At 56.9% G+C, this 20,088-nt stretch carries 24 protein-coding genes; 15 read left to right on the forward strand and 9 right to left on the reverse strand.

The window, feature by feature from the left end; all coding sequences use genetic code 11:
• Nucleotides 1-11 precede the first annotated feature (11 nt).
• A complete protein-coding gene (locus ACMGGP_RS00795; RefSeq protein ID WP_010251901.1) occupies nt 12-992 on the reverse strand; it encodes a calcium/sodium antiporter in 981 nt (326 codons plus the stop codon).
• Between ACMGGP_RS00795 and ACMGGP_RS00800 the strand changes: the two genes are divergently transcribed.
• The 8 genes from ACMGGP_RS00800 to murA all read left to right on the forward strand — a co-directional run bounded on the left by ACMGGP_RS00800 (nt 991) and on the right by murA (nt 6,025).
• Nucleotides 991-1,248, forward strand: a complete 258-nt coding sequence (locus ACMGGP_RS00800; RefSeq protein WP_124889623.1) for a hypothetical protein — start codon at nt 991-993, stop codon at nt 1,246-1,248. The two genes, ACMGGP_RS00795 and ACMGGP_RS00800, sit on opposite strands and share 2 nt — an antisense overlap.
• Nucleotides 1,220-2,035, forward strand: coding sequence for a phospholipid ABC transporter ATP-binding protein MlaF (mlaF, locus tag ACMGGP_RS00805; protein ID WP_010251897.1), 816 nt, complete (start codon nt 1,220-1,222; stop codon nt 2,033-2,035). The genes ACMGGP_RS00800 and mlaF overlap by 29 nt, the downstream gene beginning before the upstream one ends.
• A 4-nt stretch (nt 2,036-2,039) precedes the next feature.
• Nucleotides 2,040-2,822 carry a lipid asymmetry maintenance ABC transporter permease subunit MlaE gene (gene mlaE / locus ACMGGP_RS00810; protein WP_010251894.1) on the forward strand — a complete coding sequence of 261 codons (783 nt, stop codon included), beginning with the start codon at nt 2,040-2,042 and terminating at the stop codon, nt 2,820-2,822.
• Between the two features lie 4 nt (nt 2,823-2,826).
• Nucleotides 2,827-3,372: an outer membrane lipid asymmetry maintenance protein MlaD gene (gene mlaD / locus ACMGGP_RS00815; RefSeq protein ID WP_010251890.1), complete on the forward strand. Its 546-nt coding sequence runs from the start codon at nt 2,827-2,829 to the stop codon at nt 3,370-3,372.
• A 15-nt stretch (nt 3,373-3,387) separates the two neighbouring features.
• On the forward strand, nt 3,388-4,023 hold the full coding sequence (mlaC, locus tag ACMGGP_RS00820) for a phospholipid-binding protein MlaC (protein ID WP_010251887.1): 636 nt from the start codon (nt 3,388-3,390) through the stop codon (nt 4,021-4,023).
• Entirely contained in the window at nt 4,023-4,328 is a 306-nt protein-coding gene (gene mlaB, locus ACMGGP_RS00825; protein WP_010251883.1) for a lipid asymmetry maintenance protein MlaB, read from the forward strand. Before mlaC ends, mlaB begins: the two co-directional genes overlap by 1 nt.
• 113 nt (nt 4,329-4,441) lie before the next feature.
• Nucleotides 4,442-4,699: a BolA family iron metabolism protein IbaG gene (gene ibaG / locus ACMGGP_RS00830; RefSeq protein WP_010251880.1), complete on the forward strand. Its 258-nt coding sequence runs from the start codon at nt 4,442-4,444 to the stop codon at nt 4,697-4,699.
• Nucleotides 4,700-4,765: 66 nt separating this feature from the next.
• Entirely contained in the window at nt 4,766-6,025 is a 1,260-nt protein-coding gene (gene murA, locus ACMGGP_RS00835; RefSeq protein ID WP_010251868.1) for a UDP-N-acetylglucosamine 1-carboxyvinyltransferase, read from the forward strand.
• Nucleotides 6,026-6,098: 73 nt separating this feature from the next.
• Here the strand turns inward: murA and ACMGGP_RS00840 are convergent, their stop codons facing one another.
• Together ACMGGP_RS00840 and ispB are read right to left on the reverse strand one after the other, a co-directional pair.
• Nucleotides 6,099-6,383, reverse strand: a complete 285-nt coding sequence (locus ACMGGP_RS00840) for a helix-turn-helix domain-containing protein (RefSeq protein WP_022625265.1) — start codon at nt 6,381-6,383, stop codon at nt 6,099-6,101.
• A gap of 238 nt (nt 6,384-6,621) precedes the next feature.
• A complete protein-coding gene (gene ispB, locus ACMGGP_RS00845) occupies nt 6,622-7,593 on the reverse strand; it encodes an octaprenyl diphosphate synthase (protein ID WP_008925415.1) in 972 nt (323 codons plus the stop codon).
• A gap of 257 nt (nt 7,594-7,850) precedes the next feature.
• Between ispB and rplU the strand changes: the two genes are divergently transcribed.
• The 3 genes from rplU to cgtA all read left to right on the forward strand — a co-directional run bounded on the left by rplU (nt 7,851) and on the right by cgtA (nt 9,850).
• A complete protein-coding gene (rplU, locus tag ACMGGP_RS00850; RefSeq protein WP_008925416.1) occupies nt 7,851-8,162 on the forward strand; it encodes a 50S ribosomal protein L21 in 312 nt (103 codons plus the stop codon).
• Nucleotides 8,163-8,177: 15 nt separating this feature from the next.
• Nucleotides 8,178-8,435: a 50S ribosomal protein L27 gene (gene rpmA / locus ACMGGP_RS00855; protein ID WP_003851093.1), complete on the forward strand. Its 258-nt coding sequence runs from the start codon at nt 8,178-8,180 to the stop codon at nt 8,433-8,435.
• A gap of 242 nt (nt 8,436-8,677) precedes the next feature.
• The gene (gene cgtA, locus ACMGGP_RS00860; protein ID WP_003851092.1) at nt 8,678-9,850 is read left to right on the forward strand and encodes an Obg family GTPase CgtA; all 1,173 of its coding nucleotides are present in this window, start codon (nt 8,678-8,680) and stop codon (nt 9,848-9,850) included.
• 72 nt (nt 9,851-9,922) lie between these two features.
• Here cgtA and ACMGGP_RS00865 read toward each other — a convergent pair whose 3' ends face one another.
• Genes ACMGGP_RS00865 through ACMGGP_RS00885 form a run of 5 tightly spaced genes read right to left on the reverse strand, consistent with a single transcriptional unit; the run spans nt 9,923 to nt 14,778 of the window.
• Nucleotides 9,923-10,342 (reverse strand): hotdog fold thioesterase, encoded by a 420-nt coding sequence (locus tag ACMGGP_RS00865; RefSeq protein ID WP_029519501.1) that lies wholly within the window; start codon nt 10,340-10,342, stop codon nt 9,923-9,925.
• Between the two features lie 2 nt (nt 10,343-10,344).
• Entirely contained in the window at nt 10,345-11,103 is a 759-nt protein-coding gene (dhbA, locus tag ACMGGP_RS00870; RefSeq protein WP_132499344.1) for a 2,3-dihydro-2,3-dihydroxybenzoate dehydrogenase, read from the reverse strand.
• Nucleotides 11,100-11,954, reverse strand: coding sequence for an isochorismatase family protein (locus tag ACMGGP_RS00875; protein ID WP_167430341.1), 855 nt, complete (start codon nt 11,952-11,954; stop codon nt 11,100-11,102). The genes dhbA and ACMGGP_RS00875 overlap by 4 nt, the downstream gene beginning before the upstream one ends.
• Nucleotides 11,955-11,972: 18 nt before the next feature.
• The gene (locus ACMGGP_RS00880; RefSeq protein WP_498798043.1) at nt 11,973-13,589 is read right to left on the reverse strand and encodes a (2,3-dihydroxybenzoyl)adenylate synthase; all 1,617 of its coding nucleotides are present in this window, start codon (nt 13,587-13,589) and stop codon (nt 11,973-11,975) included.
• A gap of 10 nt (nt 13,590-13,599) precedes the next feature.
• Complete coding sequence (locus ACMGGP_RS00885) at nt 13,600-14,778, reverse strand: isochorismate synthase (protein ID WP_498798044.1); 1,179 nt, start codon at nt 14,776-14,778, stop codon at nt 13,600-13,602.
• Nucleotides 14,779-14,955: 177 nt separating this feature from the next.
• Here ACMGGP_RS00885 and fepB point away from each other — a divergent pair, with 177 nt between their 5' ends.
• Entirely contained in the window at nt 14,956-15,924 is a 969-nt protein-coding gene (gene fepB, locus ACMGGP_RS00890) for a Fe2+-enterobactin ABC transporter substrate-binding protein (RefSeq protein ID WP_498798045.1), read from the forward strand.
• On the opposite strand, the gene entS is transcribed toward fepB, so the two are convergent.
• Nucleotides 15,919-17,163 carry an enterobactin transporter EntS gene (gene entS / locus ACMGGP_RS00895; RefSeq protein WP_489255018.1) on the reverse strand — a complete coding sequence of 415 codons (1,245 nt, stop codon included), beginning with the start codon at nt 17,161-17,163 and terminating at the stop codon, nt 15,919-15,921. The two genes, fepB and entS, sit on opposite strands and share 6 nt — an antisense overlap.
• A gap of 145 nt (nt 17,164-17,308) precedes the next feature.
• Between entS and fepD the strand changes: the two genes are divergently transcribed.
• Genes fepD through ACMGGP_RS00910 form a run of 3 tightly spaced genes read left to right on the forward strand, consistent with a single transcriptional unit; the run spans nt 17,309 to nt 20,063 of the window.
• The gene (gene fepD, locus ACMGGP_RS00900; RefSeq protein WP_072171285.1) at nt 17,309-18,298 is read left to right on the forward strand and encodes a Fe(3+)-siderophore ABC transporter permease; all 990 of its coding nucleotides are present in this window, start codon (nt 17,309-17,311) and stop codon (nt 18,296-18,298) included.
• On the forward strand, nt 18,295-19,275 hold the full coding sequence (gene fepG, locus ACMGGP_RS00905) for an iron-enterobactin ABC transporter permease (protein ID WP_061703566.1): 981 nt from the start codon (nt 18,295-18,297) through the stop codon (nt 19,273-19,275). The genes fepD and fepG overlap by 4 nt, the downstream gene beginning before the upstream one ends.
• Nucleotides 19,272-20,063, forward strand: a complete 792-nt coding sequence (locus tag ACMGGP_RS00910) for an ATP-binding cassette domain-containing protein (protein ID WP_033769497.1) — start codon at nt 19,272-19,274, stop codon at nt 20,061-20,063. The genes fepG and ACMGGP_RS00910 overlap by 4 nt, the downstream gene beginning before the upstream one ends.
• Nucleotides 20,064-20,088: the final 25 nt, after the last annotated feature.

Genomic DNA, 20,088 nt, shown 5'->3' on the forward strand with positions numbered 1-20,088 from the left:
GTCTGTCCTTGTTAGCCGTCCATGAATGCCGGCTGCATCCACAGCAGCGTCACCCAGACGAAGAAACCACAGAGTAAAAATAAGCCTGCCGTTCGGCCAACGCGGCGGCGACGTAGCAGGCAGAGCAGGGCAAACAGCACGCTGACTCCCAGCATCACCCAGTAATCACGGGCGAAGGCGTGATAATCGACACTGCCAGGGTGAATCAGCGCCGGCAGACCCAGCACAATGGCAATATTATAAATGTTGGCGCCGATCAGATTGCCGATCGCGATATCATCTTCGCCTTTCAGCGCACCGGCAATAACCGTTGCCAGCTCGGGCAGGCTGGTGCCCACGGCGATCAGCGTCAGGCCCATCACCAGCTCGCTGACGCCAAAATAGTCGGCAAACGCAGTGGCATTGTCGATCACCATTCGTGTCGACATCGGCAGGATAATCAGCGCGACGGCCAGCCAGAGAAAGGCCACCGTATTTCCGCTCTCTTCGCGTGGCAGCTCGGCCAGCTGCTCGCGGGTCAGGGTGTCGTTGTTATCCCGTTCTGCTTTACGCGCAATGCGAATCACCACCATCAGATAAATCGCGGCAATGGCGATCAGGCCTATTCCATCCAGTCGACTAAGCTGATTGTCAAACAGCATGAAACCGCTGAGCAGGGTAACCAGCAACATTAACGGCAGTTCACGGCGTATCAGATTAGAATGGACGCTGAGCGGGTGCATAAGCGCAGCGGCACCCAGGATGAGTAAAATATTGGTAATATTCGAGCCGAGCGCGGTGCCAACAGCAAGATCCATCTGGCCATGCTGCGCGGCGGAAAAGGAGAGGATCATCTCTGGCAGCGAGGTGCCGATGCTGACAACGGTCATGCCAATAATCAGTGGCGGGATGCCAAATGATCGACACAGTATAGAGGCGCTAAACACCAGACGATCGGCACCATATGCCAGTAAAAGCAAACCGATAATCAGCAGTGCAGAAGCTACGAACATGAAAAATCCTTGCGTAAAAACCCAGGCCGGCAATGCCTTTCCCGACCGGTTTAAGGTTCTGTTTGGCGAGACAGGCGCTGATTTTGACCGTCCGGACGGCAAAAGTAAATTTAATGACCATTTTCGCCAAATCTTAGCGGTAAGTTTCTGTAAAGCTATCGTGAATCAGGACCGAACAGGCTACCATCGTACCCCATGTTTACGCCCGATCCTTACAAGAGGTTATAATGATCCAGCAGCAATCGAATCTGGTTGAGGTTCGTGGCGTGAGTTTTTCGCGCGGAGATCGCACCATCTTCGATGACATTTCGCTGACCGTGCCAAAAGGCAAAGTGACGGCGATAATGGGGCCGTCGGGGATAGGAAAAACCACGCTGCTACGCTTGATTGGGGGGCAACTTCAGCCGACCAGCGGTGAAATCTTTTTCCGTGGTGAAAACATTCCGTCATTGTCTCGCACTAAATTGTACGAAGCGCGCAAAAAAATGAGCATGCTGTTCCAGTCTGGCGCGCTGTTTACTGACCTGACGGTCTATGAAAATGTTGCCTGGCCGCTGCGTGAACATACCCGTCTGCCTCCTCCGTTGCTGCACAGCACAGTGCTGATGAAGCTGGAAGCGGTGGGTCTGCGTGGCGCGGCCCAGCTGAAGCCCGCGGAGCTGTCGGGCGGAATGGCGCGTCGTGTGGCACTGGCGCGCGCTATCGCGCTGGAGCCGGAACTGATCATGTTTGATGAGCCTTTCGTCGGTCAGGATCCGATCACGATGGGTGTGCTGGTAAAACTCATTGATGAACTGAACCATGCTCTGGGCCTGACCTGTATTGTGGTCTCGCACGACGTACCGGAAGTACTGAGTATTGCGGACTATGCCTATATCGTGGCCGGACAAAAAATTATCGCACACGGCACCACGCCGGAGTTGCGAGCGAACAATGACCCGCGCGTTCGCCAGTTTATTGATGGCGATGCGGATGGTCCGGTTCCCTTCCGTTTTCCTGCCGGCGACTATCTCGCTGATTTAACCGGCTCAGGGAGTAACTAAACTGATGGTGTTGAAGGCGCTGGCGACATTTGGACGTCAGGGAATTGAAACGTGCGCCAGTTTTGGACGCGCAGGACTCATGCTCTTTCATGCGCTGGTGGGCAAGCCAGCGTTCCGCAGACACACGCCGCTACTGATTAAACAACTTTATAGCGTCGGCGTGCTGTCGCTGCTGATCATCGTGGTTTCCGGTCTGTTTATCGGCATGGTGCTTGGCCTTCAGGGTTATCTGGTCTTAAACACCTATGGCGCGGAAACCAGCCTCGGTATGCTGGTGGCGCTGTCATTGCTGCGCGAACTGGGGCCGGTTGTGACCGCGCTGCTGTTCGCCGGACGGGCAGGGTCTGCGCTGACCGCCGAAATCGGCCTGATGAAGGCCACCGAACAGCTCTCCAGTATGGAGATGATGGCGGTTGACCCGTTGCGCCGGGTGGTCTCGCCGCGCTTCTGGGCCGGTTTTATCAGTATGCCGTTACTGACGCTGATTTTTACCGCGGTAGGGATTGCCGGTGGGGCGCTGGTCGGGGTGAGCTGGAAAGGGATTGATCCCGGTTTCTTCTGGTCGGCGATGCAGAATGCCGTCGATTTTCGTGCCGATGTGGTTAACTGCCTGATTAAAAGTGCGGTATTTGCCATTACCGTGACGTGGATTGCGCTGTTTAACGGCTATGATGCGATTCCAACCTCTGAAGGGATCAGTCGCGCGACGACGCGCACTGTGGTGCACGCGTCACTGGCGGTGCTCGGATTGGATTTTGTGCTGACAGCACTGATGTTTGGGAATTGATGCAATGCAAAGCAAAAAAAGCGAAATCTGGGTTGGCATATTTATGATTATGGCGTTGCTGGCGGCGCTGTTTCTCGCGCTGCGCGTCGCCGATTTAAAGTCAATGGGCACCGAGCCGACGTGGAAGCTCTACGCCACCTTTGACAATATTGGTGGTCTCAAAGCCAGTTCGCCGGTCAAGATTGGTGGGGTGGTGATTGGCCGGGTGACCGACATTGAGTTAGAGCCGAAAACGCTGCTGCCGCGTGTCACCATGGACATCAGCGATCAGTATGCGAATAAAATTTCAGACACCAGCTCGCTGGCGGTTCGCACTCAGGGACTACTGGGTGAGCAATTCCTGGCACTCAATTTAGGATTTGACGATCCTGAACTGGGTTCGGCGATGCTGAAAGATGGCGATACGCTGCGCGATACGAAATCCGCCATGGTGCTCGAAGACCTGATCGGTCAGTTCCTTTATAAGAGCGGCGATAATAAACAAAACAGTGAAAACAAGGATGCGCAGGAAGGCGACAGTGCTGCGCCTGCGGCACCGGCTCAACCTTAAAGAAGAGGGTATACCATGTTTAAACGTTTACTGATGATTGCCATGCTGGTGGTTGCGGTACCGCTGACGGCAACCGCAGCCGATCAGAGCAACCCCTACAAACTGATGAATGAAGCGGCGCAAAAGACGTTCACCCGTCTGAAAAACGAGCAGCCGAAAATCAAGCAGGACCCTAACTACCTGCGTCAGATTGTGCGTCAGGAGCTGCTGCCTTATGTACAGATCAAATATGCGGGCGCGTTAGTGCTGGGCCGCTACTATCGTGATTCGACGCCCGCTCAGCGTGAAGCATACTTCAGCGCCTTTGGTGACTATCTGGCGCAGGCTTATGGTCAGGCACTGGCACTGTACAACGGACAGAGCTACCAGATTCAACCTGAGCAGCCGTTAGGCGATGCCCAGATTGTCGCTATTCGCGTTTCCATTATCGATCCCAATGGTCGTCCACCGGTTCGCCTCGACTTCCAGTGGCGTAAAAACAGCCAGAGCGGTAACTGGCAGGCGTATGACATGATCGCTGAAGGCGTCAGCATGATTACCACCAAACAAAATGAGTGGAGCGATCTGTTACGTACCAAAGGTATCGATGGTCTGACGGCGCAGCTGAAATCTTCTGCGGCACAGCCAATCACGCTGGATAAACAACAATAATGCACGAATCGTTACGCTGGGAGCGGGAAGCCAGCACGCTATTACTGAAAGGCGAACTGGATCGCGACACGCTGATGAGCCTGTGGCAGCAACGTGAAACGCTGATTAAAGATGTCGATACCATCGACGTCGCGGCGCTGGAGCGTGTGGACTCTTCCGGGCTTGCCCTGCTGGTGCACCTGCGGGAAATCGCGCGGGCACAGGGTATTACCCCTCGCTTTACGGGCATCAGCGACAAACTGCATTCGCTGATTACGCTTTACAATCTGCAACAGATTATTGTTTCTGCGGATAAAAGCGCCTGATATCCGGTTGTTATGCTAAGCCCCTGTTTTCAACAGGGGCTTTTGCGTATTTAAGAGTCAGCCGCTTTCCTCTACTATGTCAGCCTTATTATTATTAAGTGAAGTTAAGCCCAATGGAAAACAGTGAAATTCAGGCCGTGCTGATGGCAGCATTGCCTTTAGATGAAGTGCATGTGATGAGCAATGATGGCAGCCATTTTCAGGTGATCGCCGTAGGCGAACTGTTTGGCGAACTGAGCCGCGTGAAAAAGCAGCAGGCTGTCTATGCGCCGCTGATGGAATTTATCGCGGATAACCGCATTCATGCTGTCTCTATCAAAACCTATACTCCCGCTGAATGGGCGCGTGACCGTAAACTCAACGGTTTCTGATCCCCAGCGTGGTGAACTCGTCGCTGGCGAGTCCAATCTTTAGCTAGTTAATTGAGAGCCGTGTTAATGGACAAATTTCGTGTGCAAGGCCCCACCCGCTTAAGTGGTGAAGTAACCATTTCCGGGGCAAAGAACGCCGCGCTTCCTATTCTGTTTGCTGCGCTGCTGGCTGAAGAGCCGGTCGAGATCCAGAATGTGCCAAAGCTGCGCGACATTGATACCACCATGAAGCTGCTGAGCCAGCTGGGTGCGAAGGTGGAACGCAACGGTTCTGTGCATGTCGATGCCAGCGCGGTAGATGTATTTTGTGCGCCTTACGATCTGGTCAAAACCATGCGTGCCTCAATCTGGGCGCTGGGCCCGCTGGTGGCGCGTTTTGGTCAGGGTCAGGTTTCCCTGCCGGGTGGCTGCGCTATCGGCGCGCGTCCGGTTGATCTGCACATTACCGGTCTTGAACAGCTGGGTGCCGAGATCAAGCTGGAAGAGGGCTACGTGAAAGCGTCAGTCAATGGCCGCCTGAAGGGCGCACTGATTGTCATGGACAAAATCAGCGTCGGCGCGACCGTGACCATCATGAGTGCTGCGACGCTGGCGACCGGTACCACCGTGATTGAGAATGCGGCGCGTGAGCCGGAAATTGTCGATACCGCCAACTTCCTTAACACCCTGGGCGCCAGAATCAGTGGTGCAGGCAGCGATAAAATCACCATCGAAGGCGTAGAGCGTCTGGGTGGCGGTGTTTATCGTGTCCTGCCGGATCGTATCGAAACCGGTACCTTCCTGGTGGCTGCGGCCATTTCAGGTGGCAAAGTGATGTGTCACAAAACCCAGCCGGATACGCTGGATGCTGTGCTGGCCAAGCTGCGTGATGCGGGGGCCGATATCGAAACCGGCGAAGACTGGATCAGTCTGGATATGCACGGCAAGCGGCCAAAAGCGGTCAACGTGCGCACTGCACCGCATCCAGGTTTCCCGACCGATATGCAGGCGCAGTTCACACTGTTAAACATGGTCGCGGAAGGCACGGGCGTAATTACCGAAACCATCTTCGAAAACCGTTTCATGCATATCCCGGAACTGATTCGTATGGGCGGACATGCTGAGATTGAGAGCAACACGGCGATCTGTCATGGGGTTGAAACCCTGTCAGGTGCGCAGGTGATGGCGACCGATTTGCGTGCGTCTGCCAGCCTGGTTCTGGCCGGTTGTATTGCGGAAGGAACGACGTTCGTTGATCGCATTTATCACATCGATCGTGGCTATGAGCACATCGAAGATAAGCTGAAAGCCATGGGCGCAAACATCGAGCGCGTCAGCGAAGAGTAATCCCGCAGATGCTCTGAAAGAGCCAGCCCCCTTTGGGGGCTGGTTTTTTTTCGCCTGAGGATCGCCTGAGTTTTCAGGCGGTATCGGAATGATCGACAGGCGCCCGGATACGTTTTCTGCGATCCAGCAGGCAGTGGGTCTCGGGATCGTAATAGCGGCTGGGCCAGATCTCACAAGGATGAACCTTGATCGCGTCAGCGATCAACCATTCGCCCTTAGGCCATGGACGCGTGAGCGCATTAGCCAGCGTTGATGAACTGAGACCTGCTGCGCGTGACAGCGCCGCGAGTGTCATTCCACGCTTATGCAGCGCCGCGATAATGTCAGCCGGGTGCCAGTCTTCCATCCTTTTTTGCATATCCTGTTCTCCTTTTCCCTGTGATTGCGTCGTCCAGCAGGACGTGAGCTTTCCTTTTTACCGTTATCTGGAAAGATTGAGTTTTTTATAGCAAATATTTCCCATTAGTTTCCAGTAATATTTGGATCCAGCATCTGATCTGTGGGGTGGCATGCAAAAGGAGTGCAACAGCTAAGAGGTAACAAAAAGAAGTGAGAGCAGGGACGTAAAAACGGAGCCTGTCAGGCTCCGTGAGGGATCAGAAATCGCGCTGAACTGACATGTGCGCCAGCGACTCCAGCGCACTGCGCCACGGCGATTCGGGCAGAATACGCAAGGCTTCAATGGCTTTATCCGCTTCCTGTTCGGCGCGGCTGCGCGTCCATTCGAGTGAACCACACTGATTCATCGCTTCCAGTACCGGTTCAAGCAGATGGCGGCCATTTCCCTGCTCAATGGCTTCACGGATCATCTTCGCCTGCTCAGGTGAGCCGTGCTGCATAGCATGCAGCAGTGGCAGCGTGGGTTTGCCTTCACTCAGATCGTCGCCGGTATTTTTGCCCAGCGTCTCGCCATCAGCACTGTAATCCAGTAAGTCGTCAATTAACTGGAAAGCGGTGCCCAGATAGCGCCCATAATCCTGTAGCGCTTTTTCCTCTTCAGGTGTGGCTTCAGCCAGTATCGCCGAGGCCTGCGAGGCCGCTTCAAACAGGCGCGCGGTCTTGCTGTAAATCACGCGCATGTAGCTCTCTTCGGTGATGTCGGGATCGTTGACGTTCATCAGCTGCAGGACTTCACCCTCAGCAATCACGTTTACCGCTTCTGACATCAGCGCCAGGATACGCAGCGAACCCATGCTGGTCATCATCTGGAAGGCGCGGGTGTAAATAAAATCACCGACCAGCACGCTTGCCGCATTGCCAAACGCCGCGTTCGCGGTCGCTTTGCCACGACGCATATCGGATTCATCCACGACATCGTCATGCAGCAGCGTGGCGGTGTGGATAAATTCGATCAGCGCCGCATTGGTCACGTGCAGATCGCCCTTGTAGCCCATGGCACGTGCGGATAGCACGGCAATCATGGGACGGATACGCTTGCCCCCACCACTGATGATGTAGTAGCCCAACTGGTTGATGAGCGAGACATCTGAATTCAGCTGGTCGAGGATGGTCTGGTTAACGGCAGCCATATCCTGTGCGGTTAATTCATTAATCTGTTCTAAGTTCATTCGTCTTTTCAGCTATGACTCGTTATCTCTGCCATGGTAAGTGCTTTTACCCAGCCAGCGTTCAGGTAATCTGTTACTGATTGTACTTGAATTTTCTGCCTGAGAAACGGTTGCATTCAGCCTGTGTTTTTTTTCTGCAAGAGTGTGCAAAGTGCTCTTGTCTTCTTCTGGAGTTTTGCGTAGAATTCGCGCCCTATTGTGAATATTTAGCGCGCCGCCTGATGAACTAAAAGGCAAGCGCAGAAGCGGAGTTTTATATGTACGCGGTTTTCCAAAGTGGTGGTAAACAACACCGAGTAAGCGAAGGTCAGACCGTTCGCCTGGAAAAGCTGGACATCGCAACCGGTGAAACGATTGAGTTTGACCAGGTTCTGATGATTGCTAATGGCGAAGACGTGAAAATCGGCGCGCCACTGGTTTCAGGCGGAATGATCAAGGCAGAAGTTGTTGCTCACGGTCGTGGCGAGAAAATTAAGATCGTTAAGTTTCGTCGTCGTAAGCACTACCGTAAGCAAGCAGGCCATCGCCAGTGGTTCACTGATGTGAAAATCACTGGTATCACGGCATAAGAGGAGATCTGACAAATGGCACATAAAAAGGCTGGTGGTTCGACTCGAAATGGTCGTGACTCCAATGCAAAACGTCTGGGTGTAAAACGTTTCGGTGGCGAATCTGTTCTGGCAGGTAGCATCATCGTTCGTCAGCGTGGCACCAAATTCCACGCCGGTACCAATGTAGGTTGTGGTCGTGACCACACCCTGTTTGCTACCGCAGACGGTAAAGTACAGTTCGAAGTTAAAGGTCCGAACAACCGTAAATACATCAGCATCGTTGCTGAGTAAGGTTGTCGTGACGCAGACGTTTAACGTCTGAACGCACGAATTGAAGGCCCCGCAGCTCCTGCGGGGCTTTTTACATTCTGCGGTCTGTTGCGGTAAAAGCGACGCATCACAAAAGTTTGCTGTACACTTTATGTACGCACTGGCGAAAGCCAATCCTGATTTATCCGCCGCTGGTCAGCGCAGAAGACCCTGGCGGACCCGTCTGCAGAGTGCTGCAGGCGATTGTGTGACGGAGATAGAAAATGAAGTTTGTAGATGAAGCGACAATTTTGGTCGTCGCCGGTGATGGCGGTAATGGTTGCGTAAGCTTCCGCCGCGAAAAATATATCCCGAGAGGCGGCCCTGATGGGGGTGATGGCGGTGACGGCGGTGACGTTTATCTGATCGCTGATGAAAACCTCAACACCCTTATCGATTATCGTTTCGAAAAATCTTTCCGCGCCGAGCGTGGGCAGAACGGCCAGAGCCGCGACTGTACTGGCAAACGCGGTAAAGATATCGAAGTTAAAGTGCCGGTCGGCACCCGGGTTATCGATCAGGGTACCGGCGAGACACTGGGCGACATGACGCGTCACGGCCAGAAACTGATGGTCGGCAAAGGCGGCTGGCATGGCCTGGGTAACACCCGCTTTAAATCATCTGTAAACCGCAGTCCGCGCCAGAAAACCATGGGTACCCCAGGTGAAAAGCGCGATCTGCAGCTGGAGCTGATGCTGCTGGCAGATGTCGGGATGCTGGGCTTACCGAATGCCGGTAAATCGACCTTTATCCGTGCCGTATCGGCAGCGAAGCCAAAAGTGGCGGACTATCCGTTTACCACGCTGGTGCCGAGCCTGGGCGTGGTTCGTATGGACAGCGAGCAGAGCTTCGTCGTGGCCGATATCCCTGGCCTGATTGAAGGCGCAGCCGATGGCGCAGGCCTCGGCATTCGCTTCCTGAAGCACCTTGAGCGCTGCCGCGTGTTGCTGCACCTGATCGACATCGACCCCATCGATGAAAGCGATCCGGTTGAAAATGCCCGCATCATTCTCGGCGAGCTGGAAAAGTACAGCGAGAAGCTGTTCAACAAGCCACGCTGGCTGGTCTTCAACAAAATTGATCTGATCAGTGAAGAAGAAGCGCAGTCACGGGCTAAAGCGGTGGCTGAAGCACTGGGCTGGGAAGATAAGTATTACCTGATTTCTGCCGCAAGCCGTACCGGTGTCAACGAACTCTGCTGGGACGTGATGAGCTTCATCAACGCTAATCCGAAAGAAGCGGAGCTTGAAGAGAAGCAGCCGGAGAAAGTGGAGTTCATGTGGGACGATTACCACAAAGAAACCATTGAAAACACGGTTGAAGTGGAAGATGAAGAGTGGGATGACGACTGGGATGATGAAGACGACGAAGGCGTTGAAATTATCTATCAGCGTTAACCGATCGCCTGCTACAGCGTGATATGCAATGCCCCCTTTCAGGCCTGAAAGGGGGCATTGTTCTTTCTGCAGCTAGCTCATCACCGCCACACTCAGTCGCGCACTGCAGCACAGCTGATCCCGACCGTTCCGAATCTCAATCTGCCAGCTCTGACTGCGTTTACCCAGATGCAGTGGACGGCAAATTCCCCGCACCAGACCGGCAGAAACCGCACGATGATGGCTGGCATTCACTTCTACGCCAACCACGCTGCTGCCTTCCTCAACCGCCAGATATCCGGCAATTGAGCCCATCGACTCCGCCAGCACCACGGACGCACCGCCATGCAGCAGCCCGAACGGCTGTTGCGTACGGGCATCGACCGGCATCGTCGCTTCCAGATAATCATCACCTATCAGGGTAAAAACGATACCCAGATGGGCCACCAGAGAGTTCTCACCCAGCGCATTCAGGGCGGGAAGATCAATGGATCGCTTCCAGATCGCTGTCATTATCAGGCTCCCAGGGTTGCGCCACCATCAACCACAATATCCTGCAGCGTCACATGGCTGGCAAGATCCGACGCGAGAAACAATACGGTGGCTGCAATTTCCTGCGGCTGCGCGATCTTGCCCAGCGGGATACCCAGCTTGAACTGATCCGGGAAGCCGGCAATCATCTCCTGCTCACCCGTCGGTGTGTGCCACAGGCTGCGCTGCATATCGGTGTTGGTGGAACCCGGTGAAACGATGTTGCAGCGGACGCCATAGGGCGCCATCTCCAGACCCACGGTCTGACAGAGACTGCGCAGCGCCGCTTTTGAAGCGCCATAAGCGGACATGCCAATACGCGGGGCATGAGCCGAATTAGACGCGACGGTGACGATGGCACCGGCGCGCTGTTCGCGAAAGCGTGGCAATGTTTGCTGGAACAGATTAAACGCGCCGCCCGCATTGACGTTAAGACACGCCTGCCAGTCGGCAAACGACAGCTCATCGGTGGCACCAATCCGTAAGATACCGGCTGCGTTGACCAGCACATCAATGCGCGGTTGCACGGCCAATACGCGCTGGCAGATCGTTTTGACCTGAGCCGGATCGGCTACATCCATCGTGTGGCAGGGAAACGGGTAATCATGGCCCTTAAAACGTTGATCAAAGGCCTCGACCTGTGCGCCAGCCTGATGAAAGGCTAACGCAGTATGATAGCCGATGCCCTGGCCGGCACCGGTTACCCAGACGATTTTACCGCTGAAGTCGAATGTGTGGCTCATTTCGCCGGCTCCCGCGTCAGCAGCGCCCACCAGCCATCAATGCTCGGATTTTTCGCCAGGCTGACGAAATCGATATCACGATGTACCTGACGCCAGCGTGCCGCCAGCGCCATCACGCGTACTGAGTCCAGACCGTAATCAATCAGGTTTTCATCATCTTCCGGCACCTCATCATCTTCCAGCAGCGGCAGGATCAACGCGCGCAAATCATCTTTGCTGAGTGGCACAGGCATCAGATCGGCGGTCATCACCACTTTTCCGCTACGGCCCGCGGTGTAGGTCAGCGCCATCATATGTTCCTCACGGCTGAAGTCAGCCAGCGCATCGGCCACCATAAACGGCTGAATATTGCGCATAAACGCATCGGTGGCGGTGGTCAGGCAGCCAATATGGGCATAGACGCCGGTGATAATCAGCTGATCGCGGCCCATCTCCTGCAGGATCGACTCCAGCGGCGAGCGGTGAAATGCACTGTAGCGCCATTTGGTCAGGACATGATCGTCCTCATCCGGTGCCAGCGCATCCACGATCTTCTGCTGATCGGGATGTTTATTCAGGCCCGGTCCCCACATGTCGTTGAGCAGCGCACGATCTTCATCGCTCTGCGCGTTTGGCTGAGCGGTGTAAAACACCGGAATGCCCTGCGCTTTGCAGTAGCGACGCAGCCGGGCAATATTGTCGACTACCTGCTCAACCAGCGGGCTGTTGTCGCCCCAGAAGTTGAGAAAATAGCGCTGCATATCGTGGATCAGCAGGGCGGCACGGCCCGGCTCCAGCATCCATTTCACTTTGTTGTTGGGCAACTCGGTGGCGGCTGGCAGCGGATAAGAGGTCAGTTGTGGAATAGCCATTGAAAATCTCCGGACAGATCAGGCTTGCGCTTGTTGATCGGCAAGTTGTTGGCGCAGACGTTTTTTGTCCACCTTTCCGACCGCGGTCAGCGGCAGGGCATCTACGCAGGTAATACGGTCGGGCAGCTTAAATTCTGCCACGCCAAGTTCACGAAGGTGACGACGCAGCGCCACCGGTTTAACCGGCTGACGGGTAACGATAAAGGCACAGCTCTTTTCACCCATCAGCTCGTCGCTCATGGAGACCAGCGCAGCGTGGATCACATCCGCATGGCGCTGCAGCAGGTTTTCGATCTCTTCGGCTGCGATCTTTTCGCCGCCCCGGTTGATCTGATCTTTCTCCCGGCCCTGCACGATGATGTTGCCAGAGGGCGTGATCTCAATCAGATCGCCAGAGCAGTAAAAGCCCTGGTCATCGAAGCTGGCGGCGTTATGTTCCGGGCTGTTGTAGTAGCCGCGGAAGGTATAAGGACCACGCGTCATCAGGCGACCGATGGAGCCTGCTGGCAATGGATTACCCTGATCGTCGGCGACCCACACCTCGTCATCCGGGGAGATCGGGCGTCCCTGCGTGGTGAGAATGGTCTGCTCATCGTCATCCAGTCGGGTGTAGTTCACCAGACCTTCCGCCATACCAAATACCTGCTGCAGGGTGCAGCCGATCTCGTTCTGGATGCGCGCGGCCAGCGTTTCGCCCAGCTTTGCGCCACCGACCTGAATGCGTTGCAGCGAGGCCAGCGCGGCATTGCTGCCCCATTCCTGAATCGCCTGCAACCAGAGACTGGCGGCGGGCGGAACCAGGCCGGTATCGGTGACCTGATGCTTTTCAATCAGCGGGAAGCAGAGCGTTGCGCTGGGATCGGCGGCTAAGATCACCTGTCCGCCCGCGTAAAAAACGCCCAGCGCGCCCGGCGAACTCATCGGGAAGTTATGCGCGGCGGGCAGGGCGATCAGGTAGCGGGTGTCGGCGGTAACATCGCAGATAACGTCACTCTCACGGATGCTGTAGTAGTAATCATTATGGGTACGTGGGATCAGTTTCGGTGTACCGGTACTGCCACCCGACAGCTGGAAAAAGGCGACTTCATCGCCTGCGGTCGGGGTTGCGATGAAGTTGCCCGCGGGTTCAGCCAGCAGGGCGTCGAGGCTGTTTTCCGTCTGAGCGTTATTACGCAGGATCACCTGCTGCAGTGAACGCTGATCGCGGCGAAGTTGCGCAATAAACGCATCATCGGCGAACAGTGCGTGGCTGCGATCGGCAATTAACAGGCTCGGCGAGATCTGACTGGCATAGGCGGCCAGTTCGGTGCGCTGATGGCTGAACAGGGCGTTAACCGGGGCAACGCCGATTTTGAACAGGGCAAACAGCGTCAGGTAAAATTCCGCCACGTTGCCGAGCTGCACCAGCGCCGTATCGCCTGACTTCAGGCCGCGACGCTGCAATGCCGCGGCCAGGTTGTCACTCAGCGCCGCCAGCTGGCGATAGGTAAATTGTCGTTCGCCATCAATCACCGCTACGCTCTCGCTGTCGCGATGACGTTCCAGGATGTCTGTCATCGGCAGATCTAGCCAGTAGCCTTTTTCACGGTAACGTGCAGCCAGATCGTCCGGCCAGCGGCTGTAGGAAATCGTCATACAGGTTCCTTTATTGCAGTCCAAAAGCGCGAAGCATGGTGTCGAGTTTGACGCCGGTTTCACGCCATTCTGATTCAGGTTGTGAGTCCGCTACGATGCCTGCGCCCGCAAATAGCCGCACCCGCGGGCCATTCACCGTACCGCAGCGAATGGTGACGACCCATTCGCCATTGCCCTGATCGTCACACCAGCCGACGATGCCGCCAAACAGCTGACGTTCAAATGGCTCCAGTCGCTGAATCAGCGCCTGAGCACGCTGATGCGGGAAGCCGCTGAGGGCCGGTGTCGGATGCAGCAGACAGGCCAGTGACAGCGCATTTTCGCGATCGTCCAGCACGTCACCCTGAATCTGCGTAGCGAGATGCCACAATGTTGCGGTGGTCAGCAGTGAAGGTGTCTCGGAGACCGACAGCAGGCGGCTGCGCGGTTGCAGCGTCGCGCGCATCGCATCCGTGACCAGCTTATGCTCATGACGATCTTTTGCTGAGTGCATCAGGCTGTCGCCAGAGGCCTGGTCACGCTGCGGATCGCGATGACGCGGCGCTGAACCGGCCAGCGGACAGGAGCTGAACTGGCGGCCCTGCTTACGAATCATCAGTTCCGGGCTGGCGCCAACCAGCGCGCCACCATCGGGCAGCGGCAGATGAAAGTGATAGCTGTTAGGGTTCTGCGCCACGATGCGCTGCATCAGGGCGGCCGTATCAACCGGTTGTTCCGCCACGATATCCATCAGCCGCGACAACACCACTTTATCCAGATCGCCGCGCTGCGTAGCCGCCACCGCCTGCGCAACCATGTCAATGAAAATGTCATGGTCCGGCACCGCCGTGCGGCGACGCACCTGCGGCAGTTCAGCCTCAGCCAGAGAGGCACTGGCGTTGAGATCGTCACGGTTAAAGGTCTGATACGACTCAGGGATAAACAGCGCAGCGGGCTGATCCACGTCGAAGGGGATTGCACCCACCAGAATGGGATGGGCAATGCCCTGTTTTCTGGCTGAAGCAAAATGGTGCTGTAGTTGCTGCTGAAACTCCCCTGTCAGCTGCTCACCCTGCCTTACCGGCGCGGTAAGGGTAGTAAAACAGCCCTGTGTGGTCAGGCTTTGCCAGGGAGAGGTAAACAGAAAGCCACGGCAGAGTGCCGGGAAATCCTGCAACAAGGGATGTTCAAACGCCAGCGATTCCACCATAATTTCCACCTATAAATGATAAGATAACTAATAATGATTATCATTTGTATTGTGGGCCAGTAACCTACGTTGATTAGCCGAAAGTGTCAATAATTACGCGGCGATTCAGCTGGTATGGCCGGTTAAATCAGCACAAATGGTCTCTCTCTTTTTCCGGGTAAAAGTGGACGAAAATCTATGAGTAAACATGGTGTCACATCGGCGATAGCGCTGTTTTTCCTGAGCATCAGCCTGTTCAGCGTTACCGCTGCTGCCCAGACCGGCTGGCCGCGAACTGTCGCCGGGACAACAGGCAATATCACGCTGACCCAGGCCCCCATGCGTATCGTTTCGACCAGCGTTACCCTGACCGGCTCGCTGCTGGCGATTGATGCGCCGGTCGTCGCCAGTGGCGCAACCGCACCCGGCAGTCGGCTGGCTGATAAGCAGGGATTCTTCCGTCAGTGGGGCGAAGTGGCCAAACAGCGCGGCGTAAAACGTCTCTACATTGGTGAGCCCAGTGCAGAAGCGATTGCTGCTGAAGCGCCAGACCTGATTGTGGTCAGCGCCACCGGGAATGATTCGGCGATCAAACTGGTTGAACAGCTTGCGGCGATTGCGCCGGTGCTGGTGGTGAATTACGACGATAAAAGCTGGCAGCAACTGGTGACGTTGCTGGGGGAGGCGACCGGGCATGAAGCGGAAGCTGCCGCCCGGAAAGCAGAGTTTGATGCGCGAGAAAAGGCTCTGAAAGCGAAGCTGACCCTGCCGCCGCAGCCGGTATCAGCGATGGTGTGGAACGGTGATGGCCGGGCAGTCAATCTGTGGACGGATGCGTCGGCGCAGGGGAAGTTACTGCAGCAACTGGGCTTCACCCTGGCGACGCCGCCGGCCACTCTTCAGGCTGGTCACAGCATGGGACAGCGTAAAGATATCCTGCAACTGTCAGGAGAAAATCTGGCGGCAGGCCTTAATGGTCAATCATATCTGCTGTTTGCCGCCGAAGAGCCCACCGCCGCACAGGTGATGAGCAACCCTTTCCTGGCGCAGACCCCAGCGGTGCGCGCAAAAGCAGTCTATGCGCTGGGGCTGGATAGCTTCCGGCTCGACTACTACAGCGCCAGCAATTTGCTGACGCGGCTGGAGACGCTGTTCGTTAAATCATGATCCCGTTTCCGCCGGTGCAGGCGGTTGATAGCGACGCAGACGCGCCATCAGCAGCCACATGATGATGCCCAGCACGGTGGCTGCCAGACCAGCCAGGCTGGCAGCCTGCTGCGGCAACAGCAGTGAACCCATCGCGCCAATCATCGCTGCACCTATCGCATCGCCGGTGACATTCTGCGCTGTCCAGAGGCTGTTGATCCTGCCGAGCAGCGCATCAGGCGTCAGCGTCTGGATCATCGCGTACTGCACCAGGCTGTTGATGGCACTGAAATAGCCAAAGACCGCGAGGCAGACCAGACTCGCGCTGAACCACGGCATCAGGCTGAACAGAGCCAGCGCGACGAAAGCAGCAATAGCACTCGCCAGAATCAGGCGGCCCGGCTGCGGTGACTGTGCCAGCCGTCCGCTGGTGAGGGCACCTGTGGCAGCACCCAGCGGAACGGCGGCATACATCAGCCCTAACTCCGTCACGCCGACCTGCCAGTGTGGCGCCAGCGCCGGATAGAGCACGCGCACCGCACTGGCTAACGTCACCAGCGCGCCGACCAGCGCCGCCATGCCAACAATCGGGCTGGCAAACAGGAATTGCACGCCGCTGGCCAGTGCTTTCAGCGGATGTTCACGCGGCTGCGGCGGTGGCGCCAGCCGCGGCAACCGCAGCAGGGTTAGCACCGTCAGCAACGTGCCGAACGCCGCCAGTCCATAGTTCCACGCCACACCGCCCTGCGCGATGACCAGTCCGGCAATGGCGGGTGAGAGAATCGCGCCAAATCGCACCGTCAGCATGGTAATCGCACCTGCTTTCATCAGGTTTTCACGCCCGACCAGCGCCGGCGTCGCCGCCAGCAGCGCGGTGACGCCTATCGCGCCGAAAAAACCATCCCATAGTCCCAGCACAAAGACGGCGATCACCGACGGCGAAGGGAGCAGGGCATTGATGCATAAGGCGACAAAGCCCAGGCCACAGGTGGATCGGGCAAACAGGATCAGACGTCGGCGCTCATAGCGATCCGCCAGCACGCCGCCGGTCAGCAGGCCGATAAACATGCCGGCACTGGCCAGCGTCACCGCCAGACCCACCAGCAGCGGCGACTGCGTTAGCTGCTGAATCTGAACCGGTACCGCCACCGCCAGCATGCCGAGGGCGACGATGGAGATAAAGCGGGCGATAAAAATGGCGCGAAAGGCGGGGTGGGTTCTCAGCAGGCTGAGATCGATAAAGTGGGAGGGTTTGTTCATAACGTCGCTTTTTTGCACCCATTTTCCTCATCATTGAGTCCGGGAGTCATGGTAACATACAAAAAATCACTAATAACGATAACAAGTATCATTATCATAATGACTCATGCTGCGATCTCAATGAATCAGTGAAGGTTTAAACGTTATGCGTCAACTTCGTGCAATAGCAGGTTCAGGGATGCTGCTGTTGTTGCTTCTCGCGCTCAGCCTGATGCTGGGTGCCAAATCTATCCCCTTTCATGATGTCACGCAGGCCTTATTCAGCGACTGTAACCGCGTCGATTGTGTCATCGTGCGCGATGCCCGACTGCCGCGCACCCTGGCGGGTCTGCTGGCCGGGATCAGTTTAGGTCTGGCGGGCGCGCTGATGCAGAGCCTGACGCGCAATCCGCTGGCCGATCCCGGCATTCTCGGTATCAACGCCGGTGCGGGCTTTGCGGTGGTGCTGGGCATCGCCCTGTCTGGCGCTGACTCCCCCGCGGACTGGCTTGGCTTTGCCTTTACGGGCGCACTGCTGGCCTCCCTGCTGGTGGCGCTGACCGGTGCGCTGGGCGGTGGCCGCGTTAATCCGGTGCGTCTGACGCTGGCAGGCGTGGCGCTGGGCGCGGTGCTGGAGGGGTTAACCTCTGGTTTATCGCTGCTCAATCCTGACATCTACGATCATCTGCGTTTCTGGCACAGTGGCTCGCTGGATATCCGCAATTTTGCCATTCTGCGCACCACCTTTCCGGCGGTAGTCGCCGGTAGCCTGCTGGCGCTGCTGCTGGCGCGTTCGCTCAACAGCCTGAGTATGGGCGGTGATATGGCGACCGCGCTGGGTACCCGGGTGATGCGTACCCAGCTGGTGGGATTACTGGCTATTGCGCTGCTGAGTGGGGCGGCGACAGCCGCTGTCGGCCCCATCGCGTTTGTCGGCTTAATGACGCCACATCTGGCCCGCTGGCTGCTGGGTAACGATCATCGCTGGATGCTGCCCGGAACCCTTCTTATCACCCCCTGTTTGCTGCTGGCCGCCGATATTCTGGGACGGCTGCTGGTACCGGGCGAACTGCGCGTGTCGATTGTCACGGCCATACTGGGCGCGCCGATGCTGATTGTGCTGGTGCGCCGCAAGTCGGGAAGAGGGCAGCTATGAAACGGGTGATGATTAATGCGCTGCTGCTGCTGGTGGCCTGCGGGGTGCTGGCCTTTCTGAGCATTACGCGTGGCACCTTACCGATCTCCGCCAGCCAGTTGTGGGCCCTTATCAACGGCGAGGCGGCGCGTAACATACAGCTGATTGTACTGGAGTGGCGACTGCCGCGCGTCATGATGGCGCTGCTGATTGGTGCGGCACTGGGCGTCAGCGGGGCAATTTTTCAGTCGCTGCTGCGCAACCCGCTGGGCAGCCCCGATATTCTGGGTTTCAATACCGGCGCTTACAGCGGCGTCCTGGTGGCACTGGTGCTGTTCCAGCAAAACATGGAGGGCATGACGCTGGCGGCACTGCTTGGCGGACTGCTCACGGCGGGCGTGGTCTGGCTGTTCAGCTGGCGCAACGGCGTGGAGACCTTTCGTCTGATCATTGTGGGCATCAGCGTGCGGGCGCTGCTGATGGCGCTGAACAGCTGGCTGATTATCAGCGCCTCACTGGAGGCGGCACTGAGCGCCGGGCTCTGGAGCGCCGGTTCACTCAACGGCATTACCTGGGCGAAAACGACGCCGGTGATTACCGTGCTGCTGCTGGCGCTGCTGGCGACAAGCATGCTGGCCCGGCGCATGCGTCTGCTGGAGATGGGTGACGACACCGCCTGCGCGCTGGGCGTACCGGTTGAACGCAGCCGCGTTTTGCTGATGCTGACGGGCGTGATCCTCACCGCCGCCTCTACCGCGCTGGTCGGTCCTATATCCTTTATTGCGCTGCTGGCACCGCAGATTGCTCGTCGGCTATGTGGCGGTATCAAAGGCGCGCTGCCGCTGGCTGCCTTGTGCGGCGCATTGCTGTTAACCGCCGCGGATTACGCCGCGCAGCACTTTTTCCTGCCTTATCAGCTGCCGGTTGGCGTCATCACGGTTAGCCTGGGCGGACTCTATCTGATTGCTCTACTGGTACGGGAGGCGCGACGCCAATGACAGTGAAAACACGTTTGCAGGGCGACGCGCTGACGCTGGGGTATGACAAAAAAATCGTGGCGGAGAATCTCACCGTCGCGATCCCCGACGGTGAACTGACCGTTATTATTGGCCCCAACGCCTGTGGAAAGTCGACGCTGCTGCGTACCTTAAGCCGCCTGGTCTCGCCCCTGAAAGGCCAGGTGCTGCTGGATGGCAATGCGATTACTCACTACGCTACCAAAGAGGTGGCGCGTCGGCTGGGTCTGCTACCGCAAAGCTCGAATGCACCAGCGGGCATCAGCGTCAGCGAACTGGTCGCGCGCGGGCGTTATCCGCACCAGTCGCTGTTTGGTCGCTGGCGACAGGAAGATGAGACGGCTGTTCAGCAGGCAATGCAGGCTACTGGCGTGGCAGATTTGGCGCAGCAGCAGGTTGATACGCTCTCTGGCGGCCAGCGGCAGCGGGTGTGGATTGCGATGGTGCTGGCTCAGCAGACGCCACTGTTGCTGCTGGATGAACCGACCACCTGGCTCGACATCGCCCATCAGATTGAGTTGCTGGAATTAATGCAGGATCTCAATCAGCAGCATGGCCGTACGCTGGTGGTGGTGCTGCACGATCTCAATCAGGCGTGCCGCTATGCCAGCCATCTGATTGCGATGCGAGACGGGAAAATCATTGCCGAAGGGAAACCGGCGGAGATCGTCACGCCGGAACTGATAGAAGCGATCTACGGCCTGCGCTGCATCATCATTAACGATCCGGTGGCCGGTACGCCGATGATTGTGCCGCTGGGAAGAGGCTGACCTGCGCTTTCTCCACCCGAAGAAA

It is taken from the genome of Curtobacterium sp. BNK-1, assembly GCF_048685235.1.
GTDB classification, from domain to species: Bacteria; Pseudomonadota; Gammaproteobacteria; order Enterobacterales; family Enterobacteriaceae; genus Pantoea; species Pantoea agglomerans.